Annotated in this window: 13 protein-coding genes; 5 read left to right on the plus strand and 8 right to left on the minus strand. The window is 62.2% G+C overall.

From position 1 onward, the window contains the following. Window positions 1–15: 15 nt before the first annotated feature. The 5 genes from N511_RS0112855 to N511_RS0112875 form a co-directional block, all read right to left on the minus strand. Window positions 16–1,638, minus strand: a complete 1,623-nt coding sequence (locus tag N511_RS0112855) for a PepSY-associated TM helix domain-containing protein (protein ID WP_027679672.1) — start codon at window positions 1,636–1,638, stop codon at window positions 16–18. Between the two features lie 7 nt (window positions 1,639–1,645). Then, window positions 1,646–1,912, minus strand: a complete 267-nt coding sequence (locus N511_RS0112860) for a hypothetical protein (protein WP_027679673.1) — start codon at window positions 1,910–1,912, stop codon at window positions 1,646–1,648. Then, on the minus strand, window positions 1,909–2,193 hold the full coding sequence (locus N511_RS0112865) for a hypothetical protein (protein WP_027679674.1): 285 nt from the start codon (window positions 2,191–2,193) through the stop codon (window positions 1,909–1,911). The genes N511_RS0112860 and N511_RS0112865 overlap by 4 nt, the downstream gene beginning before the upstream one ends. A gap of 137 nt (window positions 2,194–2,330) precedes the next feature. Continuing rightward, entirely contained in the window at window positions 2,331–2,918 is a 588-nt protein-coding gene (locus tag N511_RS0112870) for a 2-hydroxychromene-2-carboxylate isomerase (protein WP_027679675.1), read from the minus strand. A 64-nt stretch (window positions 2,919–2,982) separates the two neighbouring features. After that, entirely contained in the window at window positions 2,983–3,717 is a 735-nt protein-coding gene (locus tag N511_RS0112875; RefSeq protein ID WP_037026652.1) for an SDR family oxidoreductase, read from the minus strand. Between the two features lie 91 nt (window positions 3,718–3,808). Between N511_RS0112875 and N511_RS0112880 the strand changes: the two genes are divergently transcribed. Beyond that, entirely contained in the window at window positions 3,809–4,384 is a 576-nt protein-coding gene (locus N511_RS0112880) for a TetR/AcrR family transcriptional regulator (protein ID WP_027679677.1), read from the plus strand. Window positions 4,385–4,397: 13 nt separating this feature from the next. On the opposite strand, the gene N511_RS0112885 is transcribed toward N511_RS0112880, so the two are convergent. Then, window positions 4,398–4,907 (minus strand): hypothetical protein, encoded by a 510-nt coding sequence (locus tag N511_RS0112885; RefSeq protein ID WP_027679678.1) that lies wholly within the window; start codon window positions 4,905–4,907, stop codon window positions 4,398–4,400. After that, the gene (locus tag N511_RS0112890) at window positions 4,904–5,437 is read right to left on the minus strand and encodes a hypothetical protein (RefSeq protein WP_027679679.1); all 534 of its coding nucleotides are present in this window, start codon (window positions 5,435–5,437) and stop codon (window positions 4,904–4,906) included. Before N511_RS0112890 ends, N511_RS0112885 begins: the two co-directional genes overlap by 4 nt. A gap of 215 nt (window positions 5,438–5,652) precedes the next feature. Between N511_RS0112890 and N511_RS0112895 the strand changes: the two genes are divergently transcribed. Together N511_RS0112895 and N511_RS0112900 are read left to right on the plus strand one after the other, a co-directional pair. Beyond that, window positions 5,653–6,078: a MarR family winged helix-turn-helix transcriptional regulator gene (locus N511_RS0112895; protein WP_027679680.1), complete on the plus strand. Its 426-nt coding sequence runs from the start codon at window positions 5,653–5,655 to the stop codon at window positions 6,076–6,078. Window positions 6,079–6,144: 66 nt separating this feature from the next. After that, window positions 6,145–6,843, plus strand: a complete 699-nt coding sequence (locus N511_RS0112900) for an SDR family oxidoreductase (RefSeq protein ID WP_027679681.1) — start codon at window positions 6,145–6,147, stop codon at window positions 6,841–6,843. Here N511_RS0112900 and N511_RS0112905 read toward each other — a convergent pair. Next, complete coding sequence (locus N511_RS0112905) at window positions 6,828–7,667, minus strand: AraC family transcriptional regulator (RefSeq protein ID WP_027679682.1); 840 nt, start codon at window positions 7,665–7,667, stop codon at window positions 6,828–6,830. The genes N511_RS0112900 and N511_RS0112905 overlap by 16 nt on opposite strands. 216 nt (window positions 7,668–7,883) lie before the next feature. On the opposite strand from N511_RS0112905, the gene N511_RS25525 reads away from it, so the two are divergent. Then, window positions 7,884–8,036 (plus strand): hypothetical protein, encoded by a 153-nt coding sequence (locus tag N511_RS25525; protein ID WP_231479635.1) that lies wholly within the window; start codon window positions 7,884–7,886, stop codon window positions 8,034–8,036. A 646-nt stretch (window positions 8,037–8,682) separates the two neighbouring features. Continuing rightward, entirely contained in the window at window positions 8,683–15,267 is a 6,585-nt protein-coding gene (locus N511_RS0112910) for a DUF3320 domain-containing protein (RefSeq protein WP_027679683.1), read from the plus strand. Window positions 15,268–15,564: the final 297 nt, after the last annotated feature.

The following is a 15,564-nucleotide window of genomic DNA, read 5'->3' on the forward strand; positions in this document are numbered from 1 at the left end:
TGGCGGCGTGTAGAGCTATGGCTCTCTGGCGACGCTCGGATGCAGGTCGTTGCCGACGCGCGATTCGCGCACCGGCATGGCCCAGACGGAATCGGGCGCACCCTGGCGCGCCCGGCGCAGCGTCGCCCGTGCGAGGCCGACAAAGCCGCACGCGAGCGCCAGTGCGCCCAGGTCGAAACCGGCCACCATCCAGTCGCCGCGCGCCATCGTGCGCAGCAGGTGGTCGCCGGTCACGACGGCGTTGGTGACGGGCGCAAGCACCGCCGCGATGGCGGCGGCGCTCAGCAGTTCGACGGCGCCGCGTGCGGGCGGCCGCAGCATCGCCCACGCAATCGCTGCGAAGAACACGGTGTAGTACGTCACGCCCGCCGAGCGCTCCGGCCACAGCAGCGCCGCTGGGAACGTCGCCATCACGCCGACGCAGCATCCGATGCACACGCCAACCGTGGCGCGGGCCAGCAGTTGATGCAGACGCGGTTGTTCGGCCTTGCGCTGCTTGCGGCGCGATTCGATCCACAGCAGGTTGCCCGAGTAGAAGACGAAGGCCCCCGCGAGGCCCATCACCAGATAGGCGAGACGCAAGGCGATGTCACCGTAACTGCCGAAGTGCAAGCCGTAGACGAGGCTGTAGAGGGCGTGATTGGTGTCGCGCGCATCGGGCGTCTGGTTGCCGACGAGCTTGCCGCTGTTGGGCTGGTCGGCCGCCGCGTGAATTGCCACCGAGCCGTAGTCGCCGACCGCGCGTGTGCTGCTGCCGCGTAGTTCCGCCACGGCATTCGCATCGCCAATCTGCTGGTAGTGGATCGACTTGACGGTGAAGTTCGGGCCGGCCGCCTCGCGTGCACGGGCCAGCAGCTGCTCGGCCGGCAGCATGGGCGCGGCGTGCTTGGCGGCCACCACCGTGCCCGCCGCCGTGGTGACACGCGGCACCGCGTCGAACAGCTTGCCGTTGAGCGCCACGGTGTTGAACACGGTCATCAGCACGATGCTCAGACACAGCACCGGCGCGGTGATCGCAAAGATCAGGTGGAAGGGCAGGCTGAACAGTCCGAGCACGTTGTGCATGTCCATCCAGAAGCGCTTGAGATTGCGCCCCGGGCGCACGGCCAGCAGATCCTTCTTCAGGCGCGGCAGGTGCAGCAGCACGCCCGAAATAAGCGCCACGCCATAGAGCACCGAGATCACGCCCATGAAGTACATGCCCGGCTCCTCCAGCCCCAGCGAGTAGTGCAGCCGGTTCAGGAAATTGGCCAGCTCGCCCTTGGAGGGTTCGATCGACAGGTCTTTCGGCGAGGTCTTGCCGGCCGCCAGCCCACTGCCGGTCGTCATTTGCCAATCGCCCTTGCTGTTCTGCCAATACGCAGAGAATTCCGGCTCGCCCTCGTTCGGGAAGATGACGTACGCGCTGGCCGCCGCGGCCGGATGCGTGCGCACCAGCGCGTTCACGAAGTGGTCGATATCGGCAGGCGTGGTGGCAACGGCCGCATGGTCGGCGCGCAGCGGGTTCTGCCACGCATGCAGCTCTTCATGGAATACGGTGAGCGCACCGGCAAAGAACGCGATGAACAGCGCCCAGCCCGCCATCAGGCCCACCCAGGTATGCAGCGTCTGATACAGACGTAAGGTCGTCGATTTCATGGCGAGGTCAGGCCACCATCAGGCGCGGCAGCCACAGCACGCCGAATGACACGGCATTGGCGGCCGCGAGCACGCCCCACGCGCGGGCGCTGGTCGGAAACAACACGCTCACGCTGATGATCACCGCCCACAGCGGCAGGCAGACGAGCAGTGCCCCGATGACACCGCTTTCCCAGCCCCCCGGCAGCCAGAGGATCGCCAGCGTGCACAGCGCAATCGACAGCGGCAGCCCCAGCACGGTACCGGCCAGCCACTTGGTGCCCATGCCGCTCATGACGGCGTCTCGCTGCTTGCGCGCCGTTGATGCGTCCACGCGCCCAACATGGGCCACAGCGACAAGGCCCCCGTGACCACCAGCGCCACGGCGATAACCGCCCCTGCCCAGCCGAGCACATCGTTCCACAGCACCACGGCGATGACCGAGAGCACACCGGCGATGCCGCACAGCAAGCGCCCGCGCAGGCGCGAGGCCGGTGCGAGCAACACTTGGTTGGGCGCGGCCGCATACAGGCAGCCCGCTGCAAGCAGCCCGAGCAGGAGGGCAATACCGTGCATGGCAGTGCTCAATTTAACTAAGAACACAAATGATAATGATTCGTATTAAAAATACAAGACAAGGCAGCATGACCTCGTAAGCGAAGGGGAGATGGGAGGTGCATGCGCCGGCCGGATCGCCAACGCATGCCAGGTTGTCAGGACAGCGCTGCCTCGACGAAGTGCAGGCGATCCTGCCCCCAGAACATCTCATCGCCGACAAAGAACGTGGGCGCGCCAAACACGCCGCGCGCCACCGCTTCCTCGGTCGTTTTGCGCAGCGTCTGCTTGACGCGGTCGTCCTGCACAAGCTCCAGCATCAGCGCCGGGGAGATGCCCGCCGCTTCCAGCACCGCAGCCAGCTCCTGCAGATCGCCAAGATTGCGCGGATGCTCGAACATCGCGCTGAAGATGGCGGCGAGGTAGCGGTGGAATTCCGCGTCGCTGCGCAGTTGCATGCCGACCGCACCGCGCATCAATTGCAGTGTGTTGATCGGAAAGTGGGGGTTTTGCTGGATCGGCACGCCAAAGTGTTTCGCCCAGCGCTCCAGATCCACATTCGAGTAGTGGCCCTTGGCGGGAATCGTCGCCGGGCTGCTGTTGCCTGTGGCCTGAAATACGCCGCCCAGCAGCATCGGACGCCAGACGATCTCCGCGCCCGTGGCCTGCGCGATCTTCGGCAACTGGTGATAGGCCAGGTAGCTGTAAGGGCTGCCGACATCGAAGAAGAATTCGACCTGCTTCATGTGTGTGTCTCCTGGTGTCGTGATGTTGTGATGTTGTGATGTTGTGATCGGTTGGAGCGGGTGCCTACCAACGCTCGATCCAGGGCCGCAGGTCGAGTTCATGCGTCCACGCGTCGCGCGGCTGCATGTGCAGATACCAGTAGTTTTCGGCGATGTGCTCGGGGTTGAGGATGCCGTCCTGGTCTTTCAGCGCGTAGCGCTCCGGAAAGTTGTCGCGGATGAACGCGGTGTCGATGGCGCCGTCGACCACCACATGCGCCACGTGTATCCCCTTCGGGCCCAGCTCGCGCGCCATGCTCTGGGCCAGCGCGCGCAACGCATGCTTGGCGCCCGCAAACGCCGCAAAGTTGGCCGCGCCGCGCATGCCGGCCGTCGCACCCGTGAAAAGGATCGTGCCGCGCCCGCGCGTGACCATGCGCCTGGCCACTTCGCGCCCCGCCAGGAAACCCGAGAAACACGCCATCTCCCAGATCTTGAAGTACTTGCGCGCGGTCTCTTCCAGGATGCTGCTCGGCACGTTGGCGCCAATGTTGAAGACCATCACTTCGATGGGCCCGACGTCGCGTTCGATGTCGTCGACGAGCTTGATGACGTCGTCTTCCTTGCGCGCGTCGGATGCGAAGCCCTGCGCCTGCCCGCCTTCCGCGCGGATCGCCTCGACCAGTGGCTGCAGCTTGTCGGCCGAGCGACGCGTGACGCAGGCGATGTAGCCCTCGCGCGCAAAGCGTCTGGCGATGGCGCCGCCCGTGGCGTCTCCGGCGCCGATGACGAGCGCCGCCTTGTTGTTGCTTGTCTCCATGTCCACCTCGTTTATAAAATAACGATCGTTACGGAAAACAAAATTATGCTACTGGTTGCATAGTGTCAAGCGGGGAAGTGCAGGGGAAAACATGCGATACCAGCCCGGTCACAAGGAAGAAAAGCGCAAGGCGCTGCTGAAGGCCACCGGCCGCAAGGTCAAGGTGAACGGCTTTGCCGCGACCGGCGTCGACGCGCTCGCGCAGGCGGCCGGCATGACCAGCGGCGCGTTCTACAGCCACTTCGGCTCCAAGTCGGATTGGCTCAAGGCGTTGATCGAGGCCGAACTGGCCGCCAGCCGGGAGATGTGGGCCGGCAATCCGCACGACACCGCCGAAGATTGGCTGCGCTTCGAACTCGACCGCTACCTGTGCCTCGCCCACGTCAAGCATCCCGAGGCCGGTTGCGCCGTGCCCGGCCTTGCCGCGGAGATCGCCCGCGCCGACGCGTCAGTCCGCGCGCTGTATCAGGAAGAGATGCGCAAGGGGCACGCGATCCTCGCGCAGCGTCTGGGGGACGACGATGCTGCGTGGGCGATGATTGCGCAGCTGGTGGGTGCCATCCATATCGCGCGGGCCATGCCCGACGAGGCCATGCAGCGCATGATCGTCGAGGCGAGCAAGCGGTTTCTGCAGGATGCCGTGACGCGCCTTGCCGCCAAGTCCTGACGGACGATCGACGCTACTGCAGGTTGCCCCAGCGCGGCACGGCGGGCTCGGCGTTGGCCCACTGCCATGTGCTGCCGTTCTGGCACGCGTAAATCGTGTAGCCGGCCCCCGGTGCGTTCTTGGGCGCGAGCGCTTCCTGAACGGTCAGCACCGCTTCGCGGCACGTGGCGAGCGGTGTCGTGAACGTGCGCACGAGCACGACCTGGCCGTGCGCCTTGGTGAAGCCCATCATGCGTTCGAGCGACCAGTTGAGCGAAGGCGTGCTGTCGCTCAACCGCCCGACGGCCATGGCCAGCGCATCCTGCTCGCTGGCGGCCCATTTGCGCGTCGCATATTTGATCGACGCATCGGTCGCGGCGTTGACCGACACCGCAACGCCATAGGCCACCGCCGGGTTGCCTGTGACGGTGCCGGTGGCCACGCCCGCTGCGGCGCCGGTCAACGGCCCGACCGACGAGCAGCCGGCCATCAAGCCAGCCATCAGGCCCGCACACGCTGCGACAAGCCAGCGCTTGCGGCTCATTGCAGCGATCCCCATCGCGCCGTGGCCGGTTCTGCCGTCGCCCACTTCCATTGCTTGCCGTCATGGCAGATCGACGCGACGAAGAAGTCGACCTTCGCCGCACCGTCTTCAACGCCGTCCACGGTGAAGAGGATTTCCTTGCAGTTGACGAGCGGCCCGTTGATCGAACGCGTGACCACCACGCGGCCGTGTTCGTCGGGCTCCAGGGGAATGCGGTGCTTGATCTGCCAGTTGCCGACGGTGTTGTCGGCCAGCGCCCCGGCGATCCGCGCGATGTGGTCTTGGGTTTCGGTGTGGACCACGCGCTGGCTGTGTTGCAATGCGGCCCGTGCGCCGGCTTGGACGCCCAAGCCGATGCCGGTGGCCACGGCCGCGTTGTCGGTCACCTTGGCGGCGAGGGCTGCACCGCCGATACCGGCCGCGGTGGTCGTGCCTTCCGACATCAGCGAACTGCAGCCGCTGAGTGCCAGCGTGCTCAGGGCGAGCGCGCTGCCCAGTAGCGGAACAGATGCGAACCGTGGTGTGCGCATGTGTGGACTTCCAAATCTGCAACAGACCGAATTCTAAAGGACACAGCGGCCCGCAAACGGCGATGCGGCGCGCTTTCTCACAATTGTTTTGAGTTGTGCCGCGCGTGCCATCCAGCCGCCTGCAAGCGGGAACAGAGTCTTTTTGCTGGTCTGAATCGATATCGTCCGATACGGAATCGCTTGACATGTGCATATGCACTGATAAACTGCAGCGCATGTCGCAGTTACCTGAAACCCCCAAGTGCACCGCGCTCGCCGTCCGTCAGGCGGCGCGCTATGTCACGCAGCTTTACGACCGCCATCTGGGCGAGGTGGGACTCACGTCGTCGCAGTTTTCGGTGCTCGTCGCAATTGCCACGGCCCCCGCTGAACCGACGATGGCGTCGGTGGCCGAAGCCTTGGTGATGGATCGAACCACCCTCGTGCGCGCCCTTCAACCGATGCAGCGCGATGGCTTGCTCGTCCAGAAGGCCGCATCCACAGGACGTGCGACGGCGTTGCATCTGACGCCGCGGGGGCTGGCGCTGCTCAAAGCCGCCGAGACGCATTGGCGGGCGGCCCAGCAGGAGATTGACGACAAATTCGGGGCTGAGCGGGCCAGCGCGCTTCGCGAAGCGCTGTTTGCCCTCACCACGACTTGAACCCGCGCCGGGCAACGGCGCATTTTTTTGCAGTAAAACTGTGCATATGCACATATGGAGATCGACGTGGATATCAAAGGTAAGACCATTCTTGTGACGGGCGCCAATCGTGGCTTGGGACGGCAGTTCACGCAGGCGCTGCTGGCCGCCGGTGCGGCCAAGGTCTATGCGGGTGCCCGCGACCCGCAGTCCGTCACGCAGCCGGGCGTAGACGCCGTGCGCCTCGACGTAACCGACGCGGAGTCGATCACCGCCGCCGCAGCAGCGCTGACGGACGTGGATGTGGTCATCAATAATGCAGGCATCATGCAGCCGGCCTCCTTGCTTGCCTCCGGCGACATCGGCGCGATCCACAAGATCTTCGACGTGAACGTGTGGGGCCTGCTGGCTGTCACGCAGGCGTTTGCGCCGGTGCTCAAGCGCAACGGCGGCGGCGTCGTTGTCAATGTGCTGTCGGTCCTGAGCTGGGTGGCGCTGCCGGGCAGCGGGGCCTACAGCGCATCGAAAGCCGCGGCCTGGGCGCTCACCAATGGCTTGCGGCACGAGCTGCGCAGCCAGGGGACGCGCGTGGTGGGCGTGCACCCGGCCTACATCGATACCGACATGACGGCGGGCGTGACTGCACCGAAGTCGACCCCCGAGCAGGTCGTTGCGGAAGTGCTGCGCGCACTCGCGGACGGCCGCGACGAGGTGCTCGTCGATGACGTTGGCCGCCACGTGAAGCAATCGCTTTCGAGCGCAGCGCCCGCTTACCTTGCGGCCTGATCGGTGATGTGCATGGCGGGGCGTTCGGTCTCGCCGCAGATCTGCCGTCGATAGCGTTCGGGCGAGAACCCGACCTGCTTGCGGAACATCGCAATGAACGCCGACGGTGCTCCGTAGCCCAGCGCGAGCGCAATGTCCTGCACCGATCGATCTTCCTTGAGCCACACCAGCGCCCGCAGCAGGCGCACGCGGTTGCGCCATTGCACGAAGCTCATGCCGAGTTCGGTCTGGAAGCGCCGCGCAAGGGTCCGTTCGGTGCTGTGCACGCGCTCGGCCCATTGCTGCAGCGTGGTGGTGTCGGCGGGGTCCAGGCGGATGGCCTGCAGAATGGGCTCCAGCTGGCGGTCGGTGCTGTCGGGCAGGTAGCTGTCCGCGTGGCCGGCACGCACCAACGTTTCGACCAGCAATTCGAACTGGCGCAAGTCCCATTCGTCGGCCATGGCCGTGACGCGGCGCGTGGCGAAGTCTTCGAACAGCGCACGCACCAGTGGTGTCTGCGGAATCAGGCAGGCCACGGGCGGCAGCCGCTGCGCGAGCGGTTCGGCCATGTACAGCGAAAGGAAATCCGTCGCCTGCCGGATCGATGCCGAATGCGGCCGGTTGGCCGGCACCCAGATCAGGTATTCGGCAGGCGCCGTCAGCCGACGGCCATCGACCACCACCTCCATCAAACCCAGGCTGATGCGGTTGATCTGACCCCACGGGTGCGTGTGCGGCTCGATATCGGTTTCGGGCTCGAAATGGTCGTAGCGAAAGTAGAACGGAGCGCCCTCGGGCACCCGTAGATCGGCCTCGCGGTAGGCGGTGTACAGGGTGTCAGCCACGGTTGTCGCTTTCGAGGGGTGAGGTTGTCTGGTTTGCAGTATATGTTTTGGTCCATTCAGCGCCGGGAACGCGCCACGTTTTGGCCGGCCGTGCCGGCGGTCATGGTGACCGGTAAGACGGGGCACTTTGCGGCGCGATAGTCCGGAGAGCGCATCGAGTCGCTGCCGGCCGGTTTGTTAAGCGGTTTTGTATCGAGCGTGGCGACTATCACAGCGATGGCCGCGCGGGTGCGCACGGAATATCGCCCGATCGACGGTGCGGTAGCTGCAGCGCTACTCCCCAATGTCGCTACGCCGGCGCAGATGCTTCTGCTCATTGCAGCCATTGACGCGACGCCAGCCCGTGACGCCTGCGCTCGGAGCCGCTGATAGTTGCCGTGACGGTCGCGGTCGCGTGGGCTGCACTGTGGACCTAGCGTGATCGCAAGCCGCCTCAACATCCACCGGAGCCCGCGGCCTTCTCCGTCAACTGGCGCGTCGCGATCGGTTTCGGGCTATGGACGGGGGCTTTGCTCTTCCGTGCTGCCGTTGCCCGCATTAGGTTGAGACGGTGGCCGTCGCGCTGGCCCACGTGCATGCAGCGATGGCGTCCATCGCTACCCAGGCTGACAGCCGAGCGCTGGCCCCTTCGATAGTGAGAGCTGCGAGCATGCTCGCTGCCGAGAGCGGGGTAGGTCGGGGAATGAAAGGGCTATTCCGATAACCATTCGTAACATGACTGATGCATAGAATTCTTCTCTGATGGCTTAGCTTTACGCATAAATGGAACATCGACCAATGCGGCACAGCAGAATGTCCAGCAACTCAGAGCAACTCATGCATGCCGGAGATGGGATGGAGTGGGCTCCGCATTTATGTCACCATCCAGAGGTCATAATGACCAGCACGAATATCGGCAACCAGACCACTGCGTATTAGTTCGAATGCACTATATCGTCCGGTTCCGGGCGTTATTGATAAAAATCACTGCTTCCTGGCATGTTTCTTCGCCAGACGAAGCGTATGGGCGGGAAGGATGGACAACGCGAACACAGAATTTTCTTCAGTGGTAAATGAACCGCCGCGTGTGGCGGTTTCTGCCACTCTGGCAAACAAGATTAACTTGGCGGATTTTCAGAACGCTATACCCGCTATCCGTGAGCTGACTGTTATTAACGACACGCCGCTGGAATACCAGGGCCTACGCCTGATCATTGCATCTGAGCCGGCGTTCCTTAGAACGAAAATCTGGCACATTGACCGACTAGGCTCCGAGCAGACAGCTCGCATTTCAGATCTCGATATTCCCCTGGATGGCGCCTTGTTGGGACGTTTGACGGAGGCAGAAAAGGCCGTAGTTACGTTCCGGCTGTTGACCAGTGAGTCAAGCGAACTGGCGGTGTCTGAGTTCCCCGTCGAGTTGCTGCCCCGTAACCAGTGGGGCGGGTTGTCGTACTTGCCCGACATGGTGGCGGCGTTTGTTCAACCGAACGACCCTGCAGTGGAGCGGCTACTCAAACAGGCGTCCGAAGTCCTCCGCAAGGCAGGAAAGAGCGGGGCTATTGACGGTTACCAAGGGGGGGCCAAGCGTGCTTGGGAGCTCACCTCCGCACTCTGGACTGCTGTCGGCGCCATGGGGCTCGACTATGCGCTGCCTCCGGCCAGCTTTGAGCATCAGGGCCAAAAGGTTAGGGGTCCCACGCAAATCGCCGAAGCAGGGCTTGCGACGTGCCTAGACCTCACGCTCCTCTTCTGCGCTGGGATCGAGCAGGCCGGCCTACATCCGATTGCGGTGTTCACTCACGGCCACGCGTTCGCTGGCGTCTGGCTGAAGGCAGAGGAATTTACGACAACAGTGGTCGACGACGTCACCGCGCTACGCAAACGAGTTCGCCTGAAGGAACTGGTGCTTTTCGAAACCACGCTCGTGACTCAGCGGCCGTTGCCGCGATTCAGCTACGCGGTCGAACGGGGGGGCCATCAGATATCCGAAGCGGAGGAGCAGAAATTCGAACTTGCCGTGGATGTTCGGCGTGCCCGCCTTCAGCGGATCAAGCCACTCGCTAGCGGAGAGGCTAATGCTCGTAGCAATGTCCCGGTACAGGACATGGAGATCGAACCAGGGTTCGAGGATGCCCCCGACTTCCCCGCTGAAGTGCGAGGAAACCTCAACGATGAAACACCGGAACGACCGGAAGACCGGCTGACCCGTTGGCAGCGCAAGCTGCTGGACTTGTCTCTACGAAACAATCTGCTGAACTTCAAGGCAACCAAGAAGGCAATCAAGCTAGATGCGCCGGAGCCCAGTGAGCTGGAAGATTTGCTGGCAGAGGGACATGCAATCCGGCTATTGCCGCGTCCAGATTTAATGGATGGCAGTGATCCGAGAAGCCAAGCAATCCACGAAGCGCGTGAGCGTGAGAATGTGCGGCGCGCGCATGCGTTGGATGCGCTCAAGCGGAAGGAAGTCTTCGTTGGCATCGCGCAGGAAGAAATGGACGCCCGCTTGACGGAACTGTACCGCTCGTCTCGGGCTGCGCTACAGGAGGGCGGGGCGAACACGCTATTCCTGGCGCTGGGATTCTTGTCTTGGAGGCGCGAAGCCACGGATGATAAGCGGTTTCGCGCACCACTTATCTTGGTACCAGTGAGTCTCGAGCGCAAGAACGCGCGCTCGGGCTTCAGTGTCCAGCTGCACGACGACGAGCCACGGTTCAATCCGACGCTGATCGAAATGCTGCGCCAAGACTTCGATCTAACCTTGGATATCGTGGAGGGTGAGCTCCCCAAGGACGACGCAGGTCTGAATGTGTCAGCCATTTGGAACAGGGTCTCCGACGCCATTAAAGACATCAAGGGCTGGGAAGTCGTCGACGATGTCGTTTTGTCCACGTTCTCATTCGCCAAGTACCTGATGTGGAAGGATTTGGTGGAGCGCACGGATCAGCTCAAGCAGAACCCTGTAGTCAAGCACCTCATAGAGACCCCACGAGATCTATATCCGAGCCCCATCGCATTTCCGGATGCGAGGACCCTTGATCGAGAGCTGCTGCCTCAAGAAACGTTCTGTCCCTTGCCGGCGGACTCTTCGCAGTTGTCGGCGGTCGCGGCAGCCAGCAAGGGGAAGGATTTTGTTCTCATCGGGCCACCGGGCACCGGAAAAAGCCAGACCATTGCGAACCTTATCGCGCAATGCCTTGCTGAGCGCAAGCGCGTGCTGTTCGTCTCCGAGAAGATGGCGGCCTTGGACGTTGTCTATCGCCGCCTGAAAGATGTCGGTCTCGGCGGATTTTGTCTGGAACTGCACTCGAGCAAGGCGCGCAAGTTTGAGGTGCTGGAGCAGTTACGGCGATCGTGGGACGCCGCTGGTGTGGTGGAGCCTTCTGGCTGGCTGGCCGAGGCAGAACGCCTGGGCGCCACGCGAGCGCAGCTGAACCGTTACGTCGAGCGGCTGCATACGCGGCATGCCAATGGGATGTCCGCTTATGACGCGATTGGGCGCGTCGTGGCGGGCAGGCACGTGCCCCTGATTCCGCTCTCTTGGGGCGGTCCGCAGGCACACGACCGAGGCGCTTTCGGTAGATTGCAGGAAGCTGCTGACCTACTAGACGTCAATGTAACAGCTGTGGGTGAAGGCAACCTTGCGGCTTCGCCGTTGGCTCACGTGGAGCACAGCGAATGGTCGCCAACATGGCAAGCCACGCTGGTTGCTAAGGCGGCAGGCATGCAGCCTGCCACCGAGCAATTCGAGGCATGTGCTACCGAGTTTGTTCGATTGTTGGGTCTTCCCCGTGTCGCGCTGGACAGGAAGGGCCGCGCGGCACTGAGCGTACTGGCACGGATTCTTCCGAGCGCTGCCGGGCGCGATTGGACATTTGTCCTGCGGCCTGATGCGAAACAGCTCTTCGAAGGATTGCAACGGAGCGTACAACTGGCTCAAGAGCATGCCGCCGTCCATTCAGCGCTGCCGACGCCGTTGGAGCCGCAGCGCGTAGAGGCCATCCGCCGCGCGATCGCGCTCTTGACGCGTCACCGTGAGCTGATCGGGCAGCTATCTGAGCCGTGGCCCTTCAATGTGGTGGAGAAACTGCGTAGTGGCATTGACCTGCTTGTCGCGATCACGGAGGAGACGCAACAGCTGTCGCTGGTCTATCAATCGAATCTGACGAGCGTTTTCATCAAGCAACTGAAGACGGATCTGGCCGAGGTTGAAGCATCGTGGTGGCCCATGAGGTGGATACGCCGTAGAGCGCTCGGTAAAAAGCTCAGGGATGCTGCGACCGGCCCCGGCGAGCCTGCCATTAAGAGCGATATCGAGCACCTTATCAGGATTGACGAGCTCAAGTCGCAGGTTGTCGGCATCTCGGAACTCAAGCATTCAACGGGCGGGTTGTGGGCGGCGTTGGATACCGATATTGACGTGGCACGCACGTCGATCGTATTCCAAAAGGCCCTTGTTGCCGCGCGTGCGCAGACTGACTGGGAGGATGTCGGCCTTGAGCCCGTTGCACAAGGTGCGTGTGGAGAATCAGTTCGAGCGGATTTGCTGCGTATGCGCGAGCTGCGCCAAATCGATGCAGATCTCGCGAATATCGAGTCTATCGCGGCAGACATGCCCGCTGTTTGGGCTGTCTATCAAACGGACCTTGTTGCCGCAATGTCGTTTGCCATGTATCAGACGGCTTTGCGTGAAGCGGCGGCCGGCAACACCTGGGTAGATAACGGGTTGGGTCCGGCGGAGGCGGGGAAGTGCGGTGACGAGCCTGCGCGCACACTCGCCGATATGCGCAAGTTGGTTCACTTGGAGCGAGAGCTCGATACCTTCGCCGACCTCGGAGGGAAGACCGCAAATTTGTGGAACGGACTGAAGACGAGAGCGCAGGATGTGATCGCCGTTCACGAGTTCTATTTGTCTTTGCTCACAGCGTTGCCTCCTCTCGCCAGTACTCCAGACGCCGCTGCAGAAGTTCACGATAGCTTGGGACACCTCTTAGGCGCGGGCAACATGCTGCTGGAAACGGAAGGGGCAGTCGCAGTCTGCGGAGCGGATTACAACGAGGCAAAGAACGCGTTGGACGCCGCGGCAAGCGAGTTTTCCGCCGCCAGCGGACTGAGTGACGATAGTGCGGCTATTTTCGGCCTTACACCGAGCGAGATTCGAGATAAGGCTGCGCAAGTCATGCGGTCCGAAGGTCGGCTCAACGCATGGTGTGCCTGGAGAAAGGCGCGCAGCCAGGCAATCGCACTTGGCCTCGGCCCCCTGATTGCGGCGGTCGAGCAGGGTGCGGTGTCGGCGGGGCACATACGCGAGACGTTTGATACGGCCTACGCTCGCTGGTGGCTGAATGCCCTCGTAGATGCGGATGAGGTGCTTCGCAGCTTCGTTTCTGCCGAACACGAAAAGCGCATTCTAGATTTCTGCGAACTTGACGACCGTTTCACGAAGCTCACTCAGGCGTGGGTAAGCGCAAGACTCTCGGCGGATCTCCCGAGCCAAAGCAGCGTGTCCAGACACTCGGAATGGGGCCTGCTGCGTTATGAGATGCAGAAGAAAGCAAAACACTTGCCGCTTCGAGAGCTGATGAAACAAGCACCCGGTGCGGTATTGTCGCTGACACCGTGCCTGTTAATGAGCCCGTTGTCGATTGCACAGTATTTGTCGTCGGATACAGCGGATTTTGACCTTGTCGTGTTCGACGAGGCATCACAGATACCGGTATGGGATGCCATCGGGGCAATCGCTCGCGGCAAGCAAGTGGTTATGGTCGGGGACCCGAAGCAGCTCCCACCGACAAACTTCTTCGATAGAGCAGAATCGGATTCCGAGGATGTCGAGATCGAGAGCGACCTTGAGAGCATCCTTGATGAATGCATCGGTGCCAACTTGCCTCGGATGAATCTGTCGTGGCACTACCGCAGCCGACACGAGGGCCTGATCGCCTTCTCCAATCACCGGTATTACGCAGGGGGCCTCGTCACGTTCCCCTCTCCTGTAACGGCAGATCGAGCGGTGAGCTTCCATCATGTGAAAGACGGTGTTTACGAGAAAGGCGGCGCGCGTATCAACAAGCCAGAGGCACACGCGCTTGTTGCGGATCTTGTGGCGCGACTCAAAGCGCGAGGCTTTAGGGAGTCGGGCCTGACGTTGGGGGTGGTTACCTTCAATTCAGAGCAGCAAACGCTCATTCTCGACCTCCTAGACGAAGAGCGGCGCAAGGACCCGAGCATCGAGCCGTTCTTCATGGATACCGAACTCGAGCCGGTGTTCGTCAAGAACCTCGAGAGCGTTCAGGGAGATGAGCGAGACATCATGTACTTCTCGCTCACGTACGGGCCGACGGTTGGTGGCCAAATCTCCATGAACTATGGCCCCATGAACAAGCAGGGTGGGGAACGGCGGCTTAACGTAGCAATCACGCGCGCTCGGCACGAACTGCGCGTCTTCTCCAGTTTGCGGCCAGAGCAGCTTGATTTGTCGCGCACACAGGCTACTGGCGTACGAGATCTGAAGCACTTCATGGAGTTTGCAGAGCGAGGCGCTCGTGCGCTCGGTGAGGCTGTTGCCGGGAGCCTAGGTGGTTTCGACAGCCCGTTTGAGCAAGCCGTTCACGCAGAGCTGGTGCGCAAAGGGTGGAATGTGCATACGCAGGTAGGAATTTCAGCTTTCCGGATTGATCTCGGTGTGGTTGATCCAGATGCCCCCGGTTCGTACTTGGCGGGCATCGAATGCGACGGCGCGACCTATCACAGGTCCGCCACCGCGCGCGATCGTGACAAGCTCCGAGAACAGGTGCTGCGTGGACTCGGTTGGGACATCGTTCGGGTCTGGTCCACGGACTGGTGGATTGACGCTGAAGGTACGGCGGAGAAAATCCATCAAAAACTATTGGAACTGCTGTCGGTGAAGCGCGCAGATAGGGCATCGCAGAAGGAGCAGGCCGACGCGCTGGCAAAGGCCACAATCGAAACTGCGATGGCAAAACGAGCACCGGAGTCATCCACCGTCCAAACGATGACGGGCGCATCCGCGTCGGATCCAGCGGATATCGAACCGTCTGTCGTCTACGCTTCGGACCACTCCGCTGAGCTTTCGCCGCAGGACGTAGGTGGCCGAACTTTTGTTGAGGCGGACCTTGGGGCGGCTGGGTATTCGGGCAATCCGGACGCGTTCTTTGAGCCAACCTATGACACGACGTTGCTTGACATGATCGACCACGTCATCGGCGTTGAAGGGCCCATCAGGGACGAGGTGCTTGCGCGGCGGATTGCCCGAGCGCATAACTGGTCTCGGACCGGCGCGCGTATACAGGATCGCGTGGTTCGACTTGCGGAAAAGCACTTCCTTCCAAGGCAAGAAGACGTCGGCGTGTTCTTTTGGCCTAAGGACAGCTGTGAGAACGCACTGGTGGGATTTCGGAGACCTCAGTCCGGCAATGTGCGTTCTGTTGACGAGGTGTCTCTTTCCGAGTTGGCATCTCTCGCGTGCCAGTACCGAGACGACGGACACGATGAGGAATCGGCATTGCCGCTCATGGCCAGGGAGCTGGGACTGCTGAAATTGCGCGCGGCGAGTCGTGAGCGTCTGCAACTGGCGTGGCGGGGCAGTGAGCCTTCACAATAGAAAACCGGTCTGCCTTTCGCTGTGGCGTGTGATTGCCGTGAGCCCGGAGGGGCGAGGCATGTGGTTTCAATGGCATGGCTGTCCCGCACGCAGAGGAGCGTCTCTTCGCTCAAAGACCACTGGGACACCGAGCACAAACGGACCGCAAAAATTCCAAGCTGGACCCTTGGGCACCCGTAGATCGGCTTCGCGGTAGGCGGTGTACAGGGTGTCGGCCACGGTTGTCGCGTTCTAGGGGTGAGGTTGTCTGGTTTGCAGTATATGTTTTGAACCGGACATTACTACACTGCGGTCTTC

This window comes from Ralstonia sp. UNC404CL21Col, from assembly GCF_000620465.1.
In the GTDB taxonomy this organism is placed as follows: Bacteria; Pseudomonadota; Gammaproteobacteria; order Burkholderiales; family Burkholderiaceae; genus Ralstonia; species Ralstonia flatus.

Excerpts from the sequence above, each read along its gene's own strand:
- N511_RS0112855 (WP_027679672.1), bottom strand. The coding sequence starts at position 1,638 with ATGAAATCGACGACCTTACGTCTGTATCAGACGCTGCATACCTGGGTG.
- N511_RS0112860 (WP_027679673.1), bottom strand. The coding sequence starts at position 1,912 with ATGAGCGGCATGGGCACCAAGTGGCTGGCCGGTACCGTGCTGGGGCTG.
- N511_RS0112865 (WP_027679674.1), bottom strand. The coding sequence starts at position 2,193 with ATGCACGGTATTGCCCTCCTGCTCGGGCTGCTTGCAGCGGGCTGCCTG.
- N511_RS0112870 (WP_027679675.1), bottom strand. The coding sequence starts at position 2,918 with ATGAAGCAGGTCGAATTCTTCTTCGATGTCGGCAGCCCTTACAGCTAC.
- N511_RS0112875 (WP_037026652.1), bottom strand. The coding sequence starts at position 3,717 with ATGGAGACAAGCAACAACAAGGCGGCGCTCGTCATCGGCGCCGGAGAC.
- N511_RS0112880 (WP_027679677.1), top strand. The coding sequence starts at position 3,809 with ATGCGATACCAGCCCGGTCACAAGGAAGAAAAGCGCAAGGCGCTGCTG.
- N511_RS0112885 (WP_027679678.1), bottom strand. The coding sequence starts at position 4,907 with ATGAGCCGCAAGCGCTGGCTTGTCGCAGCGTGTGCGGGCCTGATGGCT.
- N511_RS0112890 (WP_027679679.1), bottom strand. The coding sequence starts at position 5,437 with ATGCGCACACCACGGTTCGCATCTGTTCCGCTACTGGGCAGCGCGCTC.
- N511_RS0112895 (WP_027679680.1), top strand. The coding sequence starts at position 5,653 with ATGTCGCAGTTACCTGAAACCCCCAAGTGCACCGCGCTCGCCGTCCGT.
- N511_RS25525 (WP_231479635.1), top strand. The coding sequence starts at position 7,884 with ATGGCCGCGCGGGTGCGCACGGAATATCGCCCGATCGACGGTGCGGTA.
- N511_RS0112910 (WP_027679683.1), top strand. The coding sequence starts at position 8,683 with ATGGACAACGCGAACACAGAATTTTCTTCAGTGGTAAATGAACCGCCG.